Genomic DNA, 19,221 nt, shown 5'->3' with positions numbered 1-19,221 from the left:
TCCTTGTCATGAAAATTGTCGCCTGTAACAGCAACCTGCCTTTGGCCGAGGCCGTCGCCGCGGAACTGGGCCTGCCCCTGTGCAATACGACCGTCCGGCGGTTTGCGGACATGGAGGTTTTCGTCGAAATCCACGAAAACGTGCGTGGCGAGGATGTGTTTGTCGTGCAGAGCACCTGCACGCCCACCAACGACAACCTTATGGAACTGCTGATCATGCTCGATGCGCTGCGGCGCGGTTCGGCCAAGCGCATTACAGCGGTCATGCCCTATTTCGGTTACGCCCGGCAGGACCGCAAGTCAGGCCCCCGTACGCCGATCAGCGCCAAGCTGGTGGCCAACCTGCTGGTGGAAGCCGGGGCCAGCCGCGTGCTGACGCTGGACCTGCACGCCATGCAGATCCAGGGCTTTTTCGATATCCCGGTCGACAATCTTTACGCGGCTCCGCTGTTCGTGCGCGACATCCGCGCGCAGTACGGCAACCGCGACCTCATGATCGTCTCGCCCGATGTGGGCGGGGTGGTGCGGGCCCGCCAGTTGGCCCAGCGGCTGAATACGGATCTGGCCATTATCGACAAGCGGCGCGAACGGGCTGGCGTGTCCGAGGTCATGAATGTCATCGGTGACGTGCGTGGCCGCCACTGCCTGCTGGTGGACGATATCATCGACAGTGGGGGGTCCCTGTGCAACGCGGCCCGCGCCATTGCCGCGCAGGGGGCCGCGTCGGTCGGGGCTTATGTGACCCATGGCGTGCTGACGGGCCAGTCTGTCGAACGGGTGGCCGATTCCCCGATCGAGATGCTGACCCTGACAGACAGCATCAAGGCGACCGAATCCGTAAAGGCGGCGCGCAATATCCGCCAGGTCACCATTTCCGGCCTGTTGGCCCGCGCCATGCGTGCTGTGGCGGATGAAAGTTCCGTCTCCTCCCTGTTTGACTGAGGTGTCATGAACCAGCTTTCCCCCCGCCCGTATTGGTACCTCCGCCACGGGCAGACCGACTGGAACCGCGCGGGCCTGTCGCAGGGGCGCACGGATGTGCCCCTGAACGAGACCGGGCTGGATCAGGCGGTAGCGGCGGGGCAGCTTATCCAACAGGCCCTGCGCGCGGCGTACGATACGGGCGGGGCGGGAATAGTCCGTATCGTGTCTTCTCCGCTGGAACGTGCGTTGCGCACGGCGTCGCTGGTGCGTGACGAACTGGTTGCGCACGGCCTGCCTGTCATGGCCCTGAGTGTCGATGACGATCTTGCCGAAGTCTGTTTTGGCGAGCAGGAAGGCCAGCCCATAGGCACCTGGTACGATGACTGGATCGCAGGCCATTACACGCCGGCGGGGGCTGAATCGTTCGACGTGCTGCGCGCGCGCGCGGTGGGTGCCGTCAACCGTGCGACCGAACAGGAAGGCCAGCCGCTTATAGTCGCCCATGGAGCACTGTTCCGTGCGCTGCGTGCCGCCATGGCGCTGCCAGCCAATGTAAGACTGGCAAACGCCATTCCGCTCAGCGCCGCACCTGAACCTGGTGGCGCGTGGTCCCTGCGCGAACTGCCCTGACCTACGCAGCAGGGTCTGCATGGTGTATCTGCCATGCAGGTCGTCCCTGCCGGATCATGACAGACAGCCGGGTGCAGAGCGGGCGCGTGCCTTGTCATGCGGGTTCGCCCCCATGGGCATGGGTCTTTATGACCACCAGACCGTGCAGGTACCCCGTAGCACTACCGGACATCGCACATGTGGCATCATGTCGCGGGCATGTGCTCGTCAGGATCAGGCGGAGGCTTGAGAGACGGGTCATGAATGGCGCGAAGCCGTACGCATAGCGGTAACAGCTTGCGGACCATTTTGAGCGTTGCCGTATCCGTAAGCCCGGTCTGATCGGAAAAACGTTCCAGTTCTTCGGGCAGGAAGAAGGTCCGTATTTCCCGTTCCGTAGCTGGCGGGCTTTTGGGGCTGGCCTGCCAGCGGCGTATGGTTCCGATCATGCCCGCAGCCTGCGCGCGCTGTTCGAGCTTGCTGGGCCGGTCGGGCCGGGGAATGGGGCCGAGCACTTCGTTCAGGGCTGTCAGCAGCCCGGACTTGTCGAAGGTCGCGGCGGTTACAAAGTCGCCAACCTGACTGATTGCGGTTGTAACCGTTTGCAGGAATGTCATGGAAGCCTCCCGTGTTTGAGAAGGTGCACTCAGTCAACGTGGCACCCTGGCAGGAAGTTTCCGTGATGATGTGAATATATGAACCTGTGCCTGTATGGGCCTGCACGACTGTAACTCGTGCAAAACCGGTGCGAAAAAACACGCACCACGCCCATGGTCTGCTCCTGCACGGACAGGAGCAGACCATGGGAAAAAACAGATATTTCTGAACGGCTTATGGCAGCAGGAAAGATCCGTCATCAAGCGTAATGCCGCGTTGGGCGGCATGCGCGCAGGTGGCGGTGCGTATGGGGCCGGTTGTCTTGTTCAGGTCCACGATCTGGTCCGGTCCTACAGTCAGCCATCCCGCGCCACCTTGCCCGTAAGTCGGGTCTGACGTGACATCGCTGCGCGTAGCGAGTGAGCGGCCCAATGAACGCACGGTGGTGTCATCGTCAATATCATGGGCGTAACAGTAGTACATCAGTCCTGCGATATTGCCGACGGATGCGGCATCCACCGACGGGCCGGGCCCTACAGGGGCCTGCGGCACGGAGTCCGGCGTGACCTCCGCCGCCATGGCCGGGGCGGCCGCTACAGCCGCGCTGAACGCCAGTGTGGCGGCAAAAACAGTATTGCGTAAAGTGTTCATGGGGCAATCTCCTTGAACTCATATGGCATTTTCAAAGTATTCGGCCCGCCTGTGTTTGCGGCAATAGCCTTGCGTGCCGGTCTGTTATGCGCGGATCATATGGAACGATCCTGCTGTATGAACGTAAAACAGGAGCAGGTGTTGCCTTGCCGCATTTTCATTCCTGATCCGCGCGTCAGGGGAGCAGGCATGCGTTTGCTGCTGTGCGGGTCATGCCCGATCCGTCATATGCTGCGCGGCATACCCTTGTGGTCATGGGTATGGACAGGGAGCGTATGATCGCCATATCGCAAAGGTCCAATGGCCTGCACAGGTTTTATCAACGGGATAAAGCCGGAGGTTCAAGGAGGCAGCATGTCTGATCTGATAGTTCTTGGGTTCGACCATATCGACGATGCAGCGAAAGTGCTGGCGGAATGCCGAACGCTGGAAAAGGAATACCTGCTCGACCTGGAGGACGCGGTTGTCGTCACGCGTGACGGCGCGGGCAAGGTGCATCTGCACCAGAGCCTCGATCTTGCAAAGGCCGGTGCGTCCTGGGGGCTGGTGTCCGGCGGTTTCTGGGGTGTTGTGGTAGGTTTGCTGTGCCTTAACCCGCTGGCCGGTTTTGTTATCGGGAGTGCGGTGGGTGCGGGCACCGGTGCCCTGGCGGGCAAGATGTCCGATTACGGGATCGATGACGGGTTCATTACGTCGCTGAGCGACACCATTCCCGTCAACACATCGGCCCTGTTCGTTCTGGTCCGCAAATCCCAGCCTGAAAAAGTGCTGGCCGATCTGGCCCAGTTCAAGGGGCATGCCCGGATCATCCGCACCTCGCTCTCGCCCGAGGCGGAAGCGAAACTGAAAACGGCATTGGGTGATGTCGTTTCGACCTGAACTGCTATTTCGCCGGCTGTGCGGCGGAGCGTTCCTGCATGGGGCCGCCGCACTGGCGTAAGGCTGGGGTGCTGCGGCCCTGTGGCTGAAAAACAGGTTCGTTGAACAATGTGGTTCCGGCCTGCGCGCGCAATGCGGTGTGTATTGTGCGGTTTGGCGCCCGATACCTGACGGCAATCGTCGTCAGGCATCGGTTTTTCTTCTGTCAGGCCGGGTCAGAACCCTTGCGAAACCCCGCACAGAATAGTGCGGCGCAGGCCGTATTGCGGTGCGCCAACACCAATGCCCGAGCCGTCGCGCAGCAGATAGGTGTGATCGGCAAGGTTGGTGACATCCAGCCGCAACTGCGTATCTCCCGGCCAGCGATGGCCGAACGTGTCGCGAATGGTTTGTACCGCAGAAAAATTGACCGTGGCGTAAGGTGTCAGGGCAACCCCGTTGGGCACCGCGCCATCTGCCCGCAGGCCGCTGCCATAGACCATGGTGGCCGAAAACCGCAGGGGAAAGCGGGTCCGGTGGAACAGCGTGTAGGCGGCCCCGGCCGATGCGGTCCAGCGCTGGTCGTGGTCGAGGTGGATCCAGCGGTTTTTGATATAGGCCAGATCTTCGGGGTCGAAATTGAACTGCGCGCTGGTAATGTCCTTGCCGATGGCGCGTGACCACGCAAAATTGCCGTAAAGCGACAGCGGTCCGCGGTCATAGGATGTGCTGAATTCGTAGCCGTTCACCTGCCCGCGCCGGTAATTGAACCCGCTCAGAACAATAGGTGCGCCGAACTGTCCTTCATCGATCAGGTTGTGGGCGAGCTTGTAATACGCATCGAACGAGACGCGCCAGCCGGGCAGAAGGGTCTGCTCGAACCCGGCATCGAAATAATGGTCCCGTTCGGCACGGACCGTATTGTTACGATAATTGGCCGGTGCCGCACTGGTCTGCGCGAATTTGTACAGCGATGTGCTTGAAACCACTTCGAACGGCGGGGGCGTGAAATAGCGCGAATAGCCGGCGTGCAGCACACCCCCTTTCCAGGGTTTCCAGACAACGTTCACACGCGGGCTGAACTGTGTCTCGGACGTGTATTCGCTGACGCCGTCAAAACGCAGGCCGTAATTCAGGGTCAGGTTGCGGGTCAACTGCCATTCGTCCTGACCGTAAAGCCCATATACCATGCCGGTCTTGCCGCTGCCGTCATGAATGGTCAGGGGCTGCGTGCCGAATATGGGGTTGCCGTCACTGTCCACCCCGTCCTGCCCGAAAACGCTGGAGACGGTCTTGGAGGTCGTGCGTTCGACAAAAACCTGGAACCCGAAACGCACCGTATGGTTGCGCATGGCCCGCCACGTCACGTCGTGCTGTGTGCCGGTGGAAAAGACCGAGCGCGCCGCATTCTGTGCAATGCCGTTATAGACCAGGTCCCCCAGCGGGTCGGGTGAATAGCGCAGGCTGCTGTAGCGGGTGAACACCGAGCTTTGCAGGCTGAACACACCGATTTCCTTCTGGAGTGCCAGAATGGCGAAATCCGTGATCTGCTTCTGATGTTCGCTGAGAGAGCCGCTGTCGCCGCTACCGCTCAACTGCTGGGCCAGAGAACTGCCGGAATAGGACGGCATTGAAAACTGTGTCTGCTGCCCAGGATTGTTCGGAAGCTGGTATTCCGCGTTGGACACGCCCGCGATAAAGCTGATACGCGTGTTTTCATCCGCCGTGTAGCGGGCATGGCCCAGAAAATGGTACTGATTGCTCAGGTCATGCAGGGCGTTGAAGGTGGGCATGGTGTTTTCAATGCCGACACGGTCATGCACGAAGTCCGCCGTGGCAAAAAAGTCCCATTTCCCTTTATGAAAACCGTATTGCAGGGAGGGGAAAAAATAATCCCGCGCCCCGCCGTAAATGGAAAGGTTGCCGCCCGTGTTGGTGGTGCCGGTCTTGGTGGTGATATCCACCACAGCCGCCTGCAGGAACCCGAACTGGCTGGGTAGCGCGCCCGTGGTCATGGACATGCTGTCGGCAAAGCGGGTCATGAGCGCCTGACCGAACACGCTCAACCCTTCGGGAAGCTGCACGCCATCGAGCCTGAACTGCACTTCGTTATGGTCTCCGCGCACATGGATCTGGCCATAGCTGTCCTGGGCGACGCCGGGGGCCTGCAACAGCACCTGGTTGAGCGGTGCGTTGTCTCCACCCGGAATGGTCTCCAGCGCTTTGCGGCTGAACGTGTACACGGTCGCCCCCGTAGTGGGGGACAGGTTGGAGCGCATACGATCGAGATGCGCGGTCACGATCACCTGCTGGGCTTCGCGCGCCTTGTCCGTGGTGACGGTCGTGGTCTGCGGGCGGCCTTTGATCGGGGCAGCCTTGATACGCGTCGTCTGCTTGGTGGCGCTGGGCGTGGGGGGTGTATCGGGCGTCTGCGCGGCACCCAGACCGCCCGTAAGGCACAGGCTACCCAGAAGGGATGAATAGAGGAAAAGACCGGAGGGGCGGCGTATCATGGACAGGCGGCCTTGTCAGGAGTGGAACCAGCCGCCCGTGTATATGTTATATTATATCATAACAATAAGTTTCTGACGAAAAATCCCCCACAATCCCGGCGCTGTTGCGTTCGGGCAACGGTGCCCTTACCCGAAGTGCTGAGTGCTGAGTGCTGAATAAAGGGGTGCCGTGGGCATGCAGGGGCGCGTGGTCCGTTCTGCGGGGGCGGTGGGGTGGCGCTGGTGTGGTCCGTCGTTCTTTTCCCGAACGCCAGGCCCAGCCCCAGGCCCGGATTGCTGACGGCCTGCTGCCTCACCCTTTGGTTGGGTGCGGGCGTTGTAGCCCGCAGGCCGGCTGCGCAATGCCCGGTGGCGAGTTATTTGGTCGTGTAACCGCCGTTGACCAGAATGGTCTGGCCCGTCATCCACCAGCCTTCTGACACGATAAAGCGCACGTAGGGGGCGATGTCGGCAATATCGGTCAGTCCTGTCTGGCTGAAGGCCGAAAGGGCCGCGGCGGTCTTGTGGTAGGCCACGGCCTCTGGCGCTTCCTGTCCGTAAAAGAAAGGTGTGTCCATCGGGCCCGGGCCAATGGCGTTGACCGAAATCCCGCGTGCGCCAAATTCCTTGGATGCGGCACGGGTAAAGTGCTCCACCGCCGCCTTGGACCCCGCATAGGTGGAATAGAACGGCGTATACGCCCCCAGCAGCGAGGTAACGAGCGTCAGCAGCTTGCCGTTGTCGCGCAGGTGCTGGCCTGCTTCGCGTATGAACTGGTAGGCGACTTTGGTATTGATGGCGAACATTGCATCGTATTCGTCATCTGTCGTGTCGGCTATGGGCTTTTTCAGAACCTTGCCAACGGTGTTGATGGCGATGTCCAGCGGTCCGGCGGCGGTTGTGGCATCCGCGAACAGTCTGGCGACTGCGCCGGCAGCGGTCAGGTCCGCCTGCAGGGCAATGCCGCGCGCGCCCGCCTGTTCTATGGCGCGCAGGGTGGCCTGGGCGTCATCCGCATTGCGGGGGCTGTGATAATGGATGACGACCGTGCCAGCCCCATGCGCTGCCAGATCCTGCGCGATAAGGCCCCCGAGGTTTTTCGCGCCACCGGCGATCAGGACCGTTTTGCCTGCAAGCGTATGATCGACCATGTGCTGTTTCCTGTTCATGCTGTTGGGTGTCTGACCGGGATGCCGGTTCGGTCGGTCGGGGCTTCCGATCAGGGCGGCCGCACTATATCATTCGAAAATTTACGATAAATTATCTTATTCTGATAATATATGTCGTAAAACGTGAACAATGCGGCGGCACCATGGACCGGATCGATCTTCTGCGTATTTTTGCCCGCGTGGTGGAAACCACAAGTTTCACCCGTGCCGCCGAAACACTTGGCCTGCCCCGTTCAAGCGTTTCCATTGCGGTGCAGGATCTCGAAGCCCGTCTGGGTGTGCGCCTGCTGACCCGTACGACCCGCAACGTGGCTCCCACCCCCGACGGCACGGCCTTTTACGAGCACGCGCTGCGTCTGGTCGCGGATATGGAGGAGGCGGAAAACCTGTTCCGCCACGGGCATGACGGCATACGGGGCAAGCTGCGTGTCAGCCTGCCGGTCAGGATAGGGCGGCTGGTCGTTGCCCCGGCCCTGGGGGAGTTTCTGGCGGCCTACCCCGGCATTGCGCTGGATCTGGGGATGACGGACCGGCCGGTCAATCTGGTGGAAGACGGTGTGGACTGCGCCCTGCGGGTGGGGGAGTTGCGGGTCTCGGGCATGGTGGCCCGCCCCTTGGGGGACCTGGCCTTGGTCAATGTGGCGGCCCCCGCCTATCTGGCGCGCCATGGGGTGCCGCGCAGTCCTGCCGCGCTGCTTGCTGATGGGCATGAATGTGTGCATTACGCGTCGGCCAGCACCGGGCGGGTGGAAAAATGGGAATGGGAGGATGCGGGCCAGACCCGGACGCTCGACCTGCCGGGCCGTGTCACGGTGGACAGTGCTGAAGCCCAGATTGCCTGCTGTCTGGCGGGGCTGGGGCTTGTGCAGCTACCTATTTACGATGTGCAGCCCTATCTGGCCACGGGGGCGATGGTCGAAGTGCTGCCGGACTGGCGGGCAGCACCTTTGCCCATGGCGCTGCTTTATCCGCACCGGCGGCATCTGTCGTCGCGGGTGCGGGTTTTTGCCGACTGGCTGCACAGGCTTGTCGCGCGCGAGGTTCTGCACCTGCCCGGCGTGACGCCACCGCCCCGTTCTGATAGCGGTGTAGACATGACCATGCCAACGGACAGGAAGCAGGCATAATGCTGACAGTTAAAGTCATTCTGTTCCTGCTCTGGCTGGCGGCGGTCAGCAGTCTGCTGGTCACCCTGTTCCGCAGGCAGGTGCCCCAGCCCCTGATCCTGATCCTGCTGGGGGTGGGGGCGGCCCTGTGCGGCGTGCATGTCGGACTGCGCCCTGAACTGTTCATGTTCGTGTTCCTGCCACCGCTGCTGTTCGCAGACGCCTTTCGCATGCCGTTGCGTGAATTCAATACCCTGCGTGGGCCTATCCTGTTTCTGGCGTTCGGGCTGGTGGTGCTGAACACCCTGCTCTGCGGCTATGTCATTCACTGGATCATGCCATTCATGCCGCTGGCCGTGTGCTTTACGCTGGCGGCAGCGCTGTCGCCCACCGACACGGTTGCGGTTTCAAGCCTGATCAGTGGCCGGCATGTGCCGGTCCGGCTGTTGCAGCTTTTGTCGGGGGAGGCCCTGTTCAACGACGCATCGGGTCTTGTGTGCTTCCGCTTTGCGATGGCAGACGCCCTGACGGGGGAATTTTCATACCGGCAGGCGTTCAGTTCGTTCCTGCTCGTCTCGCTGGGGGGGCTTGCCATCGGCGGGCTGATGGCGTGGGCGGCGGCCAAAATCAATCACCAGTTGCTCCGTCGCGGGCTGGAGGACGGCCGGTCCCAGATCGTCTTTATCCTGCTGCTGCCTTTTCTGACATATGCCGCCGCCGAGGCGGTGGACTGTTCGGGCATTCTGGCGGCTGTCGCGGGGTGCATGGTGTTCAAGCTGTCCGGCGCGATAGAGGAAGCCGCGACCACAACCCGCCTGCAGGCCAATACGGTCTGGATCATGATCAGTTATGTCTTCAACGCGCTGATCTTTCTTTTCCTGGGCCTGCAACTGCCCTCGCTGCTGTCCAGCGCCACCATGGTCATGCAGATGCGTGACGCCGCTCTGTGGCAGTACGGTATTCTGGTGGCCGAAATTTACGGGGTCATGCTGCTCATGCGGCTGGTTGGCGTGTGGCTGTGCATTGGCGTCCGGTGGGCGGCGGCCCGTCTCAGGCACAGGCCGTACAGGGCCACGGGCTTTGCCGCCAGCCTGTTGCTGACCTTTGCGGGCGTCAGGGGGGCGGTGACACTGGCAGCCGTGCTGTCCCTGCCGGCAGGTCTGGACGGGACCGATATTTTCCCCGCGCGTGAGGCGGTTGTGGTCATTGCCGCCGGGGTGATCGTGCTTTCGCTGCTGGGGGCCAGTATGGCCATTCCGTTATGCCTGCGCTTTATCCCGCCCGAACTGGTGGACACCGCCGCCCTGGAGGAAAACGCTGCCCGCCAGAAGCTGATGAATGCAGCGCTCGATGTCCTGCGCAAGATCCAGAATGCGACCATCCAGCCCGAGACCGGGCCGCAGGACGCCACCATAGTGGCGGAAAGCCAGGTGCGGCACGATGTGGCGGAGCGCATGATCCGTGTTTATGAAAACCGGCTGGATGCGGAAAGTGCCGACCTGCAGATAAAAGATGCCGATCACACCACTGCTGTGCGCCGCGCGCGTGAGGAACTGGCCCTGCGGTTGCAGGTGCTGCGCGCCGAACGCCAGCTCATGCGCACGATGGTGGCCCAGAGCGAGATCAACGATCAGACGGAATGGAAACTCCAGCAGGAACTCGATTACGAGGAGCAGGTCATCCACTTCCAGTCCATGCGCCTGCCGCACGAACACCTGTCCTGAACGCTGGGCTGCCCTACCCGGCCAGCAACGGGTTACGGGGCGCTGCTGCCCCACAGGCTTATGCCGTGGCAGTTGTTGAGGGACGTGGTAGCGTTACGGTCCGTGCGTTGCAGGGTTAGCTGAAGTCATAGACCCCGCCCGGCTCCGCGGGTACGAAGCGGCTGGTGGCAATGCCCGCGGCGACAAGGGCCGCATGCAGGTCGGCACAGGGCGCGGTGCGCGGTTCGTCGGTCAACTGGAACGTACCCCAGTGAATACCCAGCGCCTGACGGGCTTCGATATCCTGGAAAATACGCACGGCTTCCATGGGGTTGACGTGCTGGGTGGCCATGAAGGAGCGTGGTTCATAGGCCCCGATGGGAATAAGGGCCACATCCGGCGCGCCATACCGCGCCCGCAGATCGCGAAAAATCGTGCCGCTGTCATATCCCGTATCCCCCGCGAAGCTGATTGTGCCCTGGGGGGTCTGCAACCAGAATCCGGCCCACAGGGCCATGCGCCGGTCCCGCAGGCCACGGGCGGACCAGTGGTTGGCAGGGGTTAGCGTTACGGTCGTGGCATGGCCCAGATCCAGGCTTTCGCCCCAGTCGCGGGTGCGGATACGGCTGTCGGGCACGGCTTTGCGAATAATGGTGTCGTTGCCAAGTGGCGCGACGATCAAAGGCGCATGGGCGGCCTGGAGCCGCCGCAGCGTGGCGGTATCGAGATGATCGTAATGGTTGTGGCTTATCAGCACCACGTCGACCGGCGGCAGGGCGTCAAAGGCAATGCCCGGCGGTGTCACGCGTCTGGGACCGATGAAGCTGAACGGGCTTGCACGGTTCGACCACACGGGGTCGGTCAGGATATTCAGCCCCGCAACCTGGATCAGCATGGAGGCATGGCCAACCATCGTGATCCGCAGGCCTTCCACGCGGGGTGCGGGTACGGCCGGGGCAAGGGGAATGTGTTCGGGCCATTTCGCGGGCCGGGAGGTGCGCTTCCACTGCCAGATATCGCGCAGGCTGTGGCCCTTGCGGTCCTGCCCGGGGTTGAAAAAACGCTGGCCGTCGAAATGGTCGCTGCGCGGGCCGGTATAATAGCGGTTGGAAGCCATGAAGGGTTTCTTTCCTCTCGGGGTGGGAACTGTGCTCATGGCGTGGGCTGCCGTATCCAGCGTTAGCGGGACAGGCGGGGACAGGCAATGTCTGTCCCCGCCTGCCTCCGCCGCTCCATCCGGCGCTGTACGGTGCCGTCCGGGCGGTGGCTGGGTCCGGGCTTTGTCTCTTGCCTGCGTAGGCGCCAGCCTATAAAGCACCCGCATGATGGTTTCCCGTCAGGGAATGAAAAGGGAACCGGGTGCGGGCAGCGTGTGCCCCATGCCCGGGCTGTCCCCGCAACTGTAAGCGGCATGTTCCACATATATCCGGTGCCCCAAGGGCCCGGACCCACTGGAAGGCACTTTCCGGGAAGGGGAGTGTGGAGCGCCAATCCGCAAGCCAGGAGACCTGCCATCGTGTGGAGTTGCAGACGGGGCATGTCGGTCGGGGGGTGTCGGCAGGTCGGGCAGGGATCGCGTAGCGCGTGCAGGTGCAATGGCACGCGCGGGATCGCCCGCCGGGTCTCCGTGGCGACGCTCTGGATTGCGGCTGCCTTATCATGACGTTTCGAGTGTTCCTGTTGACCGGTTCCGTTCTCGTGCTGGAGTGCGGCCTTGCGCATGCCGCTGCCACCCCGCCCGACGACCATGCCGGCGCCCGCGCGCCCAGGGCTGCAAAACCCGTGGCCGATAACACGACCAACAGCACGGCCAGCACTACGGCCCGTGGCACGGCCCATGGCATGGCCCGTGGTACGCCGCCCGGCGGCATGCCCGCACCTGTGGCTGGCGGTAGCACGGCCCGTGCAGGTCAGGTTGTCTCGCGCCCGGTGGTAACAGCCCCCGCCCCAATCCCTGTCCGGAGCCAGACCGGCGTTGCCATGCAGGCCCCGGCCAGACCGGTAGCGGCCGTGCTGTCCCATAATACAGACATCTTTCCCGACAGCATGACCGTCAGTGCCGCGCGCAGGCCCATCCGTGCGGATGAGATCGGCACGGCCATAACCGTCATCAGTGAACAGCAGATCCAGACACAGCAGCGCCGCAGCTTTGCGGATATTCTGGCCCGCCAGCCGGGGCTGAATGTCGTGCAGACCGGTGGGTTCGGCGGCACGACCTCCATTTTCATGCGCGGCAACAACTCGAACGAAATCAAGGTCCGGCTTGACGGCATGGATATCAATGACGGCAGCCAGCCCAACGGCATGTTCGACGCCGCCCAGTTCGTGACAGATGGCGTCGGGCGGATGGAAATCCTGCGTGGCCCGCAAAGCGGGCTGTACGGGGCCGATGCCATGGCGGGCGTGATCGACATTACCACCGCACAAGGGCAGGGGCGGTTTACGCCGTTCGTGCGGGTGGAGGGCGGGGCCTACGGGACGTTCAATCAGGTTATTGGCGCGCGGGGCAGTGCGGGCCGGTTCCATTACAATGTCGAGCTTTCGCATTACCGGCGCGACGGTTTTCATGGGGTGCCCGCCTATATCGACCGGTATTTCGGGGCAACGCGCGCGCAGCGCCGGCAGGGGGACCGCAACGACAACCGTTCGGCCAATATCCGTCTGGGCTATGACGTGACCGATCATTTCGATCTGGGGCTGACAACCCGGCTGGTCCAGAGCAATTACCATACCTACAACGCCTACGATCTCATGGATGAGGTATACGGCATGGCGGGTACGGAGCGCGAAAAAACCACGCAGAACGAAGCCATTGTGCGCGGCACCGCCCATCTTTCCTCGCTGGGGGGGAAGGTCGATCAGGTGATCGGGCTTGGCTACATGACCACCCGCCGCACCTGGACGGAAACAGGGACCGCAACCGGTGGCGGCCCGCTGGCATGGGACCCCACCTATTACCGTTCAAGCCGGATCAAGCTGGACTGGCATGGCACGGTGGACCTGAAAGACTACGGAACGCTTCTTGTCGGGGCCGAGCATTTTCATGACTGGTTCAGCACCGATCAGGGCGATACATCGGGCACGTCCACCCCGTTCAGCACCAGTGTGGGCATGGATACAACGGCCGGTTACGGCCAGTACCAGGGCAACTGGAACCATATTCTGTACGGTGCGGCCAATATCCGCTACGACAGCAACTCCCGTTACGGCAATTACGTGACGTGGCGCGTGGCCCCGGCCATTCATATTCCCGGCACGGGCACGGTCATCAAGGCCAGTGGCGGCACGGGGTTTCATGGTCCGTCCCTGTACCAGCTGTTCGGCAACCAGGTCGGGCCCAGCTATGCCGAACTGGGCAACAGGTCCCTTCGGGCCGAACGCCTGATCGGTTACGACGTGGGGGTGGACCAGAAACTGGCCGCAGACCGGCTGCATTTTGGCGCGACATGGTATGAAAGCCATGAACGCAACCTGATCCAGTCCACCACGGCCTATGACGTGTCCAGCAACGGTTCTTATTACACCACCTATTCCTACGCCAATGTGGCCCGTGCGCGCATGTACGGGGTCGAGGCGTTTGTGGACTGGAAGGCGCTCAAGACGCTGGATTTCAACCTGAACTATACCTGGACCCATGCGCGTGACGCGACGACAGGGCAGATGTTGCAGCGTATTCCGCAGCACAAGTTCAACTTCAACACCACGTGGTCCCCGGTGCAGGATTTCACGCTTTCGGGCAATATCCTGTATGTCAGCGGGTGGCGCGACACGCCTGTCATTGCCGGGGCTGACGGGTATTGCAGCACCTGCGCGAAGGGACACGGCTATATGACGATAGACCTTGCCGCCAGTTACAGGATCAACCGCTATGTCAGCGTGTTCGCCCGGGCGGACAACCTGCTCAACCGCCAGTATGAAAACCCGGTGGGCTATCTCCAGCCAGGCCGGGCAGGCTATGGCGGCGTGACGCTCAGCTACTGATGGTGCCCGGCCTGCCCTCATACGCCGCGATCTGGGCGACGGGCCGTAGGGGGTGCGGTGCTGCGCGCGCCCCGCACCGGCGCAGGCCACGGGGTGGGGCACGACGGAGTGCGGGTTTCCGCCGGGCCGTGGTCTGCCTGTTGTTGGTGGTGGCAGGGGGGACGGATGCCGGAAAATGGGCGGCACCTGTTCAGGCCGCGCCGGTCGCAACGGTTCTGGCGTCTGGCCCTCATGCGGCGGTCGGGCAGGGGGCGGCGCACCGTCGTGTGGCGTCGCTCAATGTGTGTACCGATCAGCTTGCCCTCATGCTGGCGGACCCCGCCGATATTATCGGCCTGAGCACCCTTGCACGGGACTGCACGCTGTCTGTCCTGTGTGAAAAAGCCCGAAATGTGCCGGTTCTGCCGTCCACCGCGGAAAGCGTTCTGGCGGCCCGGCCAAGCGTGGTGCTGGCGGGCACTTTCACGGCGAAGCTGGCTGTCAGCGCGGCCCGCCAGATCGGGGCCACGGTTACGACATTGCCGCCGGCATCGTCCCTGGCCGATATTCCGCGCTATATCATGCAGGTGGCGCAGGCGGTTGGGCAGCCCGCACGGGGGCAGGTCCTTGCGGCAGCCTTTGTCGCGCGGCTTGCCGGACTGGCACGCATGCCAGCGGCGTCGGACCCGGTTGCCGTCATTTACGAAGCCAATGGACTTGTGGTGCATCGGGGCAGCCTGCTGGACGATGTGCTCGGGCGCGCCGGGCTGCGCAATTTCGCAACAGTCATGCATTTGCCTGCCGCCGGTGGGCGCGTGCCGCTGGAGGTGCTGCTCAGCCACCGCCCGGACCTGCTGGTGCGCAACCCGTCGGGGCCGGGTTATTCGCTCGCGCAGGGTATGCTGGACAATCCTGTTCTGCTGGCGGCTTTTCCGCCACCGCATGTGGTGGATGTGCCCCAGAAATTGTGGCTGTGCGCCCTGCCGCAGACGCTGGATGCACTGGAAATCCTGCGCCAGGCCCGCGCGGCCCTCCCCGCGACGACCCGCCCCATGACAGTCCACCCCGCAGGTATGCCGCCCGAGGGCGCGCCTTCGGCGCAAGCTTTGCCCGTGCGGGGGGCTGTACAATGACATCTGCCTCCTTCAGGCCCCTGCCGGCAGGGGTGCTCAATGGCGGTCTGGCCGTGCTGGTGGTGGGGCTGGCCGTCGCATCGCTCTTATGGGGCGAAAGCACGATCGACGTTCCCGCGGCGCTGGCGGACTGGCTGGGCGGCAGGCCCGGCGTCGGGGCTATCGTGCTGGGGCAGTTGCGTCTGCCGCGCACGCTGCTGGCCATAATGGTGGGTGGCACGCTGGGGCTTTCGGGGGCTGTTCTGCAGGGGTACCTGCGCAACCCGCTGGCTGATCCGGGCCTGCTTGGTGTTTCTGGCGGCGCGGCCCTGGGGGCGGTCTGTGTATTCTATACCGGGCTGTTTCAGCTTGCAGCGCCGCTGCTGCCCCTTGGCGGGCTTGCGGGCGCGCTGGTGGCGGCGCTTGTGCTGGTCATGCTGGTCGGGCGTGGCGGCCCGCTTGTTCTGCTGCTGGCGGGGGCGGCGCTGAGCAGTTTTGCCGCTGCCCTGACCGCGCTGGTGCTCAATCTTGTCCCCAGCCCCTATGCGATATTTGAAATCTCGCACTGGCTGATGGGGTCGTTGACCGACCGCACCCTGACCGACGCGGCATTGGCCCTGCCCGGTGTGGGGCTTGGCATGACGCTCATGTTCGGGAGCGGCCGCGCGCTGGACGCGCTGACCATGGGCGAGGATGTCGCGACCAGTCTTGGCTTCAGGCTGAGCGGAGCCTGGGGGGTGCAGATGCGCGTGGTGGTGGGAGCCTCCATTGCCGTGGGGTCGTGTGTCGCGGTTTCGGGGGCGATCGGGTTTGTGGGGCTGGTGGTGCCCCATCTGCTGCGGCCACTGGCCGGGCACAGGCCATCGCGCCTGCTGTGGCCGTCCTGCCTTGGCGGGGCGGCCCTGCTGCTGGCGGCGGATCTGGGTGTGCGGCTGCTGGCTGGCCGGGCGGAGTTGCATCTGGGTGTTGTGACGGCCCTGGTCGGGGCGCCGGTGTTTTTCCACCGGGTCATCCTGTTCAGAAAACGGAACCTGTTCTGATGCTCGCGGTAGAGAACCTGTCTTACAGGCAAGGTGGCGCGTCACTGCTTGGGCATGTCACGGCGGCTTTTCCCGCAGGACGGCTTACGGGTATTATCGGGCCCAACGGTGCCGGCAAAAGCACGTTGCTGCGGCTTGCCGCCGGCCTGCTCGTACCCAGCGGGGGCCAGGTTTCGTGCATGGGCGAAAGTCTTGCCACCATGTCGCTGGCGCGTCGCGCGCGCCACCTGGCCTATATGCCGCAGGACGTGCCCGCACTGCCGCCCATGCCCGTGCGGGAGGTGGTCTCGCTGGGCCGGTTGCCTTACGGGGAAAGCCCGGCCCATGCCCTGCGCCATCCCGCGGTTGACCGGGCCCTGCGTGAGGTCGGGCTGGCGGCACTGGGGCAGCGTCTGGCCAGCCAGCTTTCGGGCGGGGAGCGCGCGCGGCTTATGCTGGCCCGTGCACTGGCCATGCAGACCCCGGTTCTGCTGGCCGATGAACCCATTGCCGCCCTGGACCCGGCCCATGCTCTGGCGGTCATGCAGGTGTTCAGGGCGCTGGCGGCCAGCGGGTCCTGTGTGGTTGTCGTGCTGCATGACCTGCTTCTGGCCACCCGTTTGTGCGATACGCTGATTATGATGAAGGATGGCCGCATCGCCCATATGCTGGAACCCGCCCAGCTGACAGACAGTATGGTGCGCGAGATTTACGGCGTGACCTCGCGCCGGGTGGATAACGGAATGGTACCCTGGGACCTGTGCGGCACGGACCACTCACCCGTTTAAAGCGGGCTTTGCCAACGGCGCAGGCTCGGGCTCGCCCCGTGATGGTGTTTCTGAACGGTCGCTGATGTCTGGCGAGCGGGACCGGGTATGCTCCCCTGTCAGGGCCAGGTGCAGTCCCGTCGCCGGAAAGAGGCCGGGTGTGTTGGGATGGTTTAATTAATAAAAAGTTGCAATTCTTTTGGTAGTCGCGATATGACGGCGCGCATCTGTAGAGATAAACAAAAGAATAGAAATTTTTCAGTAAAAAATTTTCAACGGACCTTTTATGAAAATTAAATTAATATTACAATCCTGGGTGCGAAACCCGTTTTTCTGGGTCGGTTTTTTATCGGTTCTGTTGCGCCTGCCCGGCCTTGCCTGGGGCCTGCCTGCCTCTGACGGCTGGGATGATGACGGTGTGGCTCCCCGCAATTTTCTGGTGGGGCTGGCGCAGACTTATGCGCCCGGGGCGTATTTTACCTATCCGCCACTGCACATGGTCTGGCTTGCGCTGCTTGGCCTGCCGGCCATTGCCATGGCGCTGCTGCATGCCCCCACACTGACCCAGCACGATGTCATAGCCGAGTTCATTCATGTTCCATACATGACGTTTTTTGCCCTGACCGCACGGCTGCTCAGTCTTGTCATGTCGGTGGCGACCATCGCCATGATTGGAAAACTGACTGAAAAAATCGCGGGGCGGATGGCCGGGGTCTGTGCCGCAGCCACCTGCGCGCTTGATGCCGCCCTTGTCTATTACGGCCAGGTCTCCAACCTGGATGGTCCTTATCTGTTCTGGGCTGTTCTTGCCGTGTGGTTCTGGGTGCGGGTTCTTGTGGACGGTCAGCTACAAAAACTGCGCTGGGTCATTATGGCCATGGTGGCTGCTGTCACCACCAAGGATCAGGCTTATGCCGTTTTTCTGCTGCCGCTGCCGGTCTCGCTGGTGTACTGGATCATGCGCGACCCCATAGCGCGCCGCAACCGTGGGGCAATACTGCGGGCCACGCTGGGGTGGGGCAGTGTGGGCGCGGTCCTGCTGCTCCTGATCGATGGTGCGCTGACAAATCCGACCGGCTTTGCCCGGCGACTGGCGTTCCTGCGCGGTCCGGCCAGTCAGGATTATGCGGCCTACACCCCCGATCTTGCCGGACATCTGCGCCTGTTCGCGGATATGGCCTTGTCTTTCCCCCGGTTTTACCCTGGCTTTGGCCTTGTGCTGGCGGTTCTGGGGGGTGTGCTCATGTGGCGCCGGTCCCGTGGGCAGCCCGCCCTGCGCGCGGCAGGGTTCGTGCCTGCCCTGGCCGTTGTGTCGTTTACAGTGTTTTTCAACTGTGTCGCGTTGCGGACGGATAACCGCTTTCTGCTGCCACAATCGGTTTTTCTGGCGCCCTATATCGGCATTGCTGTCTCCTGGCTCTTGACCTCGGCGCGGGGGGGCGTTCTCCCCATTGCGCGTTGTGGCGTTGCCGCGCTGGCGATCATGGCGCTGTACCAGTGCATGGGGCTGGATGCCGCGATGATCGATGACCCGCGTTACGACGCGGAATACTGGATGGCGGGTCATGTTCAAACTGGTGCGCCCATGGAAGCTTACGGGCGAAACGCCTTTCTGCCCCGTCTTCCCGCCCATGCGGATGTCACACGGATTGATGTCATAGCGCTCCGGCGTCGCAATCCCATGCCCGGAGTGCGGGAGGTCATGGAGCCGTTCGAGCAGATCGAAACCCGCAAACCACAGCTTCTGGTCATTCCGCAATTCTGGGTCAGGGACTATCTTTCTCCAGCCGGGCAGCCTGCGCCGGGCTATGGCCGCAAGCGTCCCACCGTGGAGGAAAACCAGCAGCGCGACGAGAAAGACCGTGCGTTCTTTAGCTCTCTTTTCGGGGGAGAACAGCCCTACCACGTGGCGTATGTGGCCCGTTACGCTTCCAGCCTGTGGCCCGTGCCGCAGGGGTATGAGAGCCTTGGCCAGACTGTCTTTCTTTTCGAACGCACGCCTGCGGCATTGCCTGTCGCCCCGTAAACTGCTCTGTGCGTTCCGGTGTCCGGTGTGCATGTGTGGGCGGAGCAGTTTTTGAGAAAAATGGCGTTCTGTTCGTATGTGTTGCTGAACGATATCTCACGCTTCCGGCATGTGTGGGGTCGTAGCTACCGGGTTTGACAGGTGCTGTGCCGCTGCTGTGCCGCTGCTGTGCCGCTACTGTGCCGGACGGACAGAAAGACAGACTGAACCCATGGCAGTATGCCATGTG

Annotated in this window: 15 protein-coding genes and 1 riboswitch; of the genes, 10 read left to right on the top strand and 5 right to left on the bottom strand. The window is 62.8% G+C overall.

The window, feature by feature from the left end:
* Positions 1–8 precede the first annotated feature (8 nt).
* Both ABF990_RS08900 and ABF990_RS08895 read left to right on the top strand, forming a co-directional pair.
* Complete coding sequence (locus tag ABF990_RS08900; RefSeq protein WP_415491320.1) at positions 9–941, top strand: ribose-phosphate pyrophosphokinase; 933 nt, start codon at positions 9–11, stop codon at positions 939–941.
* 6 nt (positions 942–947) lie between these two features.
* Entirely contained in the window at positions 948–1,553 is a 606-nt protein-coding gene (locus tag ABF990_RS08895; RefSeq protein ID WP_415491319.1) for a histidine phosphatase family protein, read from the top strand.
* Between the two features lie 185 nt (positions 1,554–1,738).
* On the opposite strand, the gene ABF990_RS08890 is transcribed toward ABF990_RS08895, so the two are convergent.
* Positions 1,739–2,149 (bottom strand): hypothetical protein, encoded by a 411-nt coding sequence (locus ABF990_RS08890; protein WP_415491318.1) that lies wholly within the window; start codon positions 2,147–2,149, stop codon positions 1,739–1,741.
* A gap of 214 nt (positions 2,150–2,363) precedes the next feature.
* On the bottom strand, positions 2,364–2,780 hold the full coding sequence (locus ABF990_RS08885) for a hypothetical protein (protein WP_415491317.1): 417 nt from the start codon (positions 2,778–2,780) through the stop codon (positions 2,364–2,366).
* A gap of 354 nt (positions 2,781–3,134) precedes the next feature.
* Here ABF990_RS08885 and ABF990_RS08880 point away from each other — a divergent pair, with 354 nt between their 5' ends.
* Positions 3,135–3,659, top strand: a complete 525-nt coding sequence (locus tag ABF990_RS08880; RefSeq protein WP_415500404.1) for a DUF1269 domain-containing protein — start codon at positions 3,135–3,137, stop codon at positions 3,657–3,659.
* Positions 3,660–3,874: 215 nt separating this feature from the next.
* Here ABF990_RS08880 and ABF990_RS08875 read toward each other — a convergent pair whose 3' ends face one another.
* Together ABF990_RS08875 and ABF990_RS08870 are read right to left on the bottom strand one after the other, a co-directional pair.
* Positions 3,875–6,151, bottom strand: a complete 2,277-nt coding sequence (locus ABF990_RS08875; RefSeq protein ID WP_415491315.1) for a TonB-dependent receptor — start codon at positions 6,149–6,151, stop codon at positions 3,875–3,877.
* 356 nt (positions 6,152–6,507) lie between these two features.
* Complete coding sequence (locus ABF990_RS08870) at positions 6,508–7,281, bottom strand: SDR family oxidoreductase (RefSeq protein ID WP_415491314.1); 774 nt, start codon at positions 7,279–7,281, stop codon at positions 6,508–6,510.
* 161 nt (positions 7,282–7,442) lie between these two features.
* On the opposite strand from ABF990_RS08870, the gene ABF990_RS08865 reads away from it, so the two are divergent.
* Positions 7,443–8,426: a LysR family transcriptional regulator gene (locus tag ABF990_RS08865; RefSeq protein ID WP_415491313.1), complete on the top strand. Its 984-nt coding sequence runs from the start codon at positions 7,443–7,445 to the stop codon at positions 8,424–8,426.
* Positions 8,426–10,129, top strand: coding sequence for a Na+/H+ antiporter (locus ABF990_RS08860; protein WP_415500405.1), 1,704 nt, complete (start codon positions 8,426–8,428; stop codon positions 10,127–10,129). The genes ABF990_RS08865 and ABF990_RS08860 overlap by 1 nt, the downstream gene beginning before the upstream one ends.
* Before the next feature lie 115 nt (positions 10,130–10,244).
* Here the strand turns inward: ABF990_RS08860 and ABF990_RS08855 are convergent, their stop codons facing one another.
* Positions 10,245–11,225, bottom strand: coding sequence for an MBL fold metallo-hydrolase (locus ABF990_RS08855; RefSeq protein ID WP_415491311.1), 981 nt, complete (start codon positions 11,223–11,225; stop codon positions 10,245–10,247).
* Between the two features lie 192 nt (positions 11,226–11,417).
* A riboswitch (cobalamin riboswitch) is annotated at positions 11,418–11,639 on the top strand.
* Between the two features lie 449 nt (positions 11,640–12,088).
* On the opposite strand from ABF990_RS08855, the gene ABF990_RS08850 reads away from it, so the two are divergent.
* From ABF990_RS08850 to ABF990_RS08830, 5 genes are all read left to right on the top strand, one after another.
* Positions 12,089–14,089, top strand: coding sequence for a TonB-dependent receptor plug domain-containing protein (locus ABF990_RS08850; RefSeq protein ID WP_415500409.1), 2,001 nt, complete (start codon positions 12,089–12,091; stop codon positions 14,087–14,089).
* A 215-nt stretch (positions 14,090–14,304) separates the two neighbouring features.
* Positions 14,305–15,201 carry an ABC transporter substrate-binding protein gene (locus tag ABF990_RS08845; RefSeq protein ID WP_415491333.1) on the top strand — a complete coding sequence of 299 codons (897 nt, stop codon included), beginning with the start codon at positions 14,305–14,307 and terminating at the stop codon, positions 15,199–15,201.
* Positions 15,198–16,220, top strand: a complete 1,023-nt coding sequence (locus ABF990_RS08840) for a FecCD family ABC transporter permease (RefSeq protein WP_415491310.1) — start codon at positions 15,198–15,200, stop codon at positions 16,218–16,220. The genes ABF990_RS08845 and ABF990_RS08840 overlap by 4 nt, the downstream gene beginning before the upstream one ends.
* Positions 16,220–16,987, top strand: coding sequence for an ABC transporter ATP-binding protein (locus ABF990_RS08835; RefSeq protein WP_415491309.1), 768 nt, complete (start codon positions 16,220–16,222; stop codon positions 16,985–16,987). Before ABF990_RS08840 ends, ABF990_RS08835 begins: the two co-directional genes overlap by 1 nt.
* Positions 16,988–17,252: 265 nt before the next feature.
* The gene (locus ABF990_RS08830) at positions 17,253–18,992 is read left to right on the top strand and encodes a hypothetical protein (RefSeq protein ID WP_415500406.1); all 1,740 of its coding nucleotides are present in this window, start codon (positions 17,253–17,255) and stop codon (positions 18,990–18,992) included.
* Positions 18,993–19,221: the final 229 nt, after the last annotated feature.

Source organism: Acetobacter sp. (assembly GCF_047723915.1).
In the GTDB taxonomy this organism is placed as follows: domain Bacteria; phylum Pseudomonadota; class Alphaproteobacteria; order Acetobacterales; family Acetobacteraceae; genus Acetobacter.
Note: the sequence above shows the minus strand (reverse complement) of the source record. Positions and strands in the feature narration are given on the sequence as shown.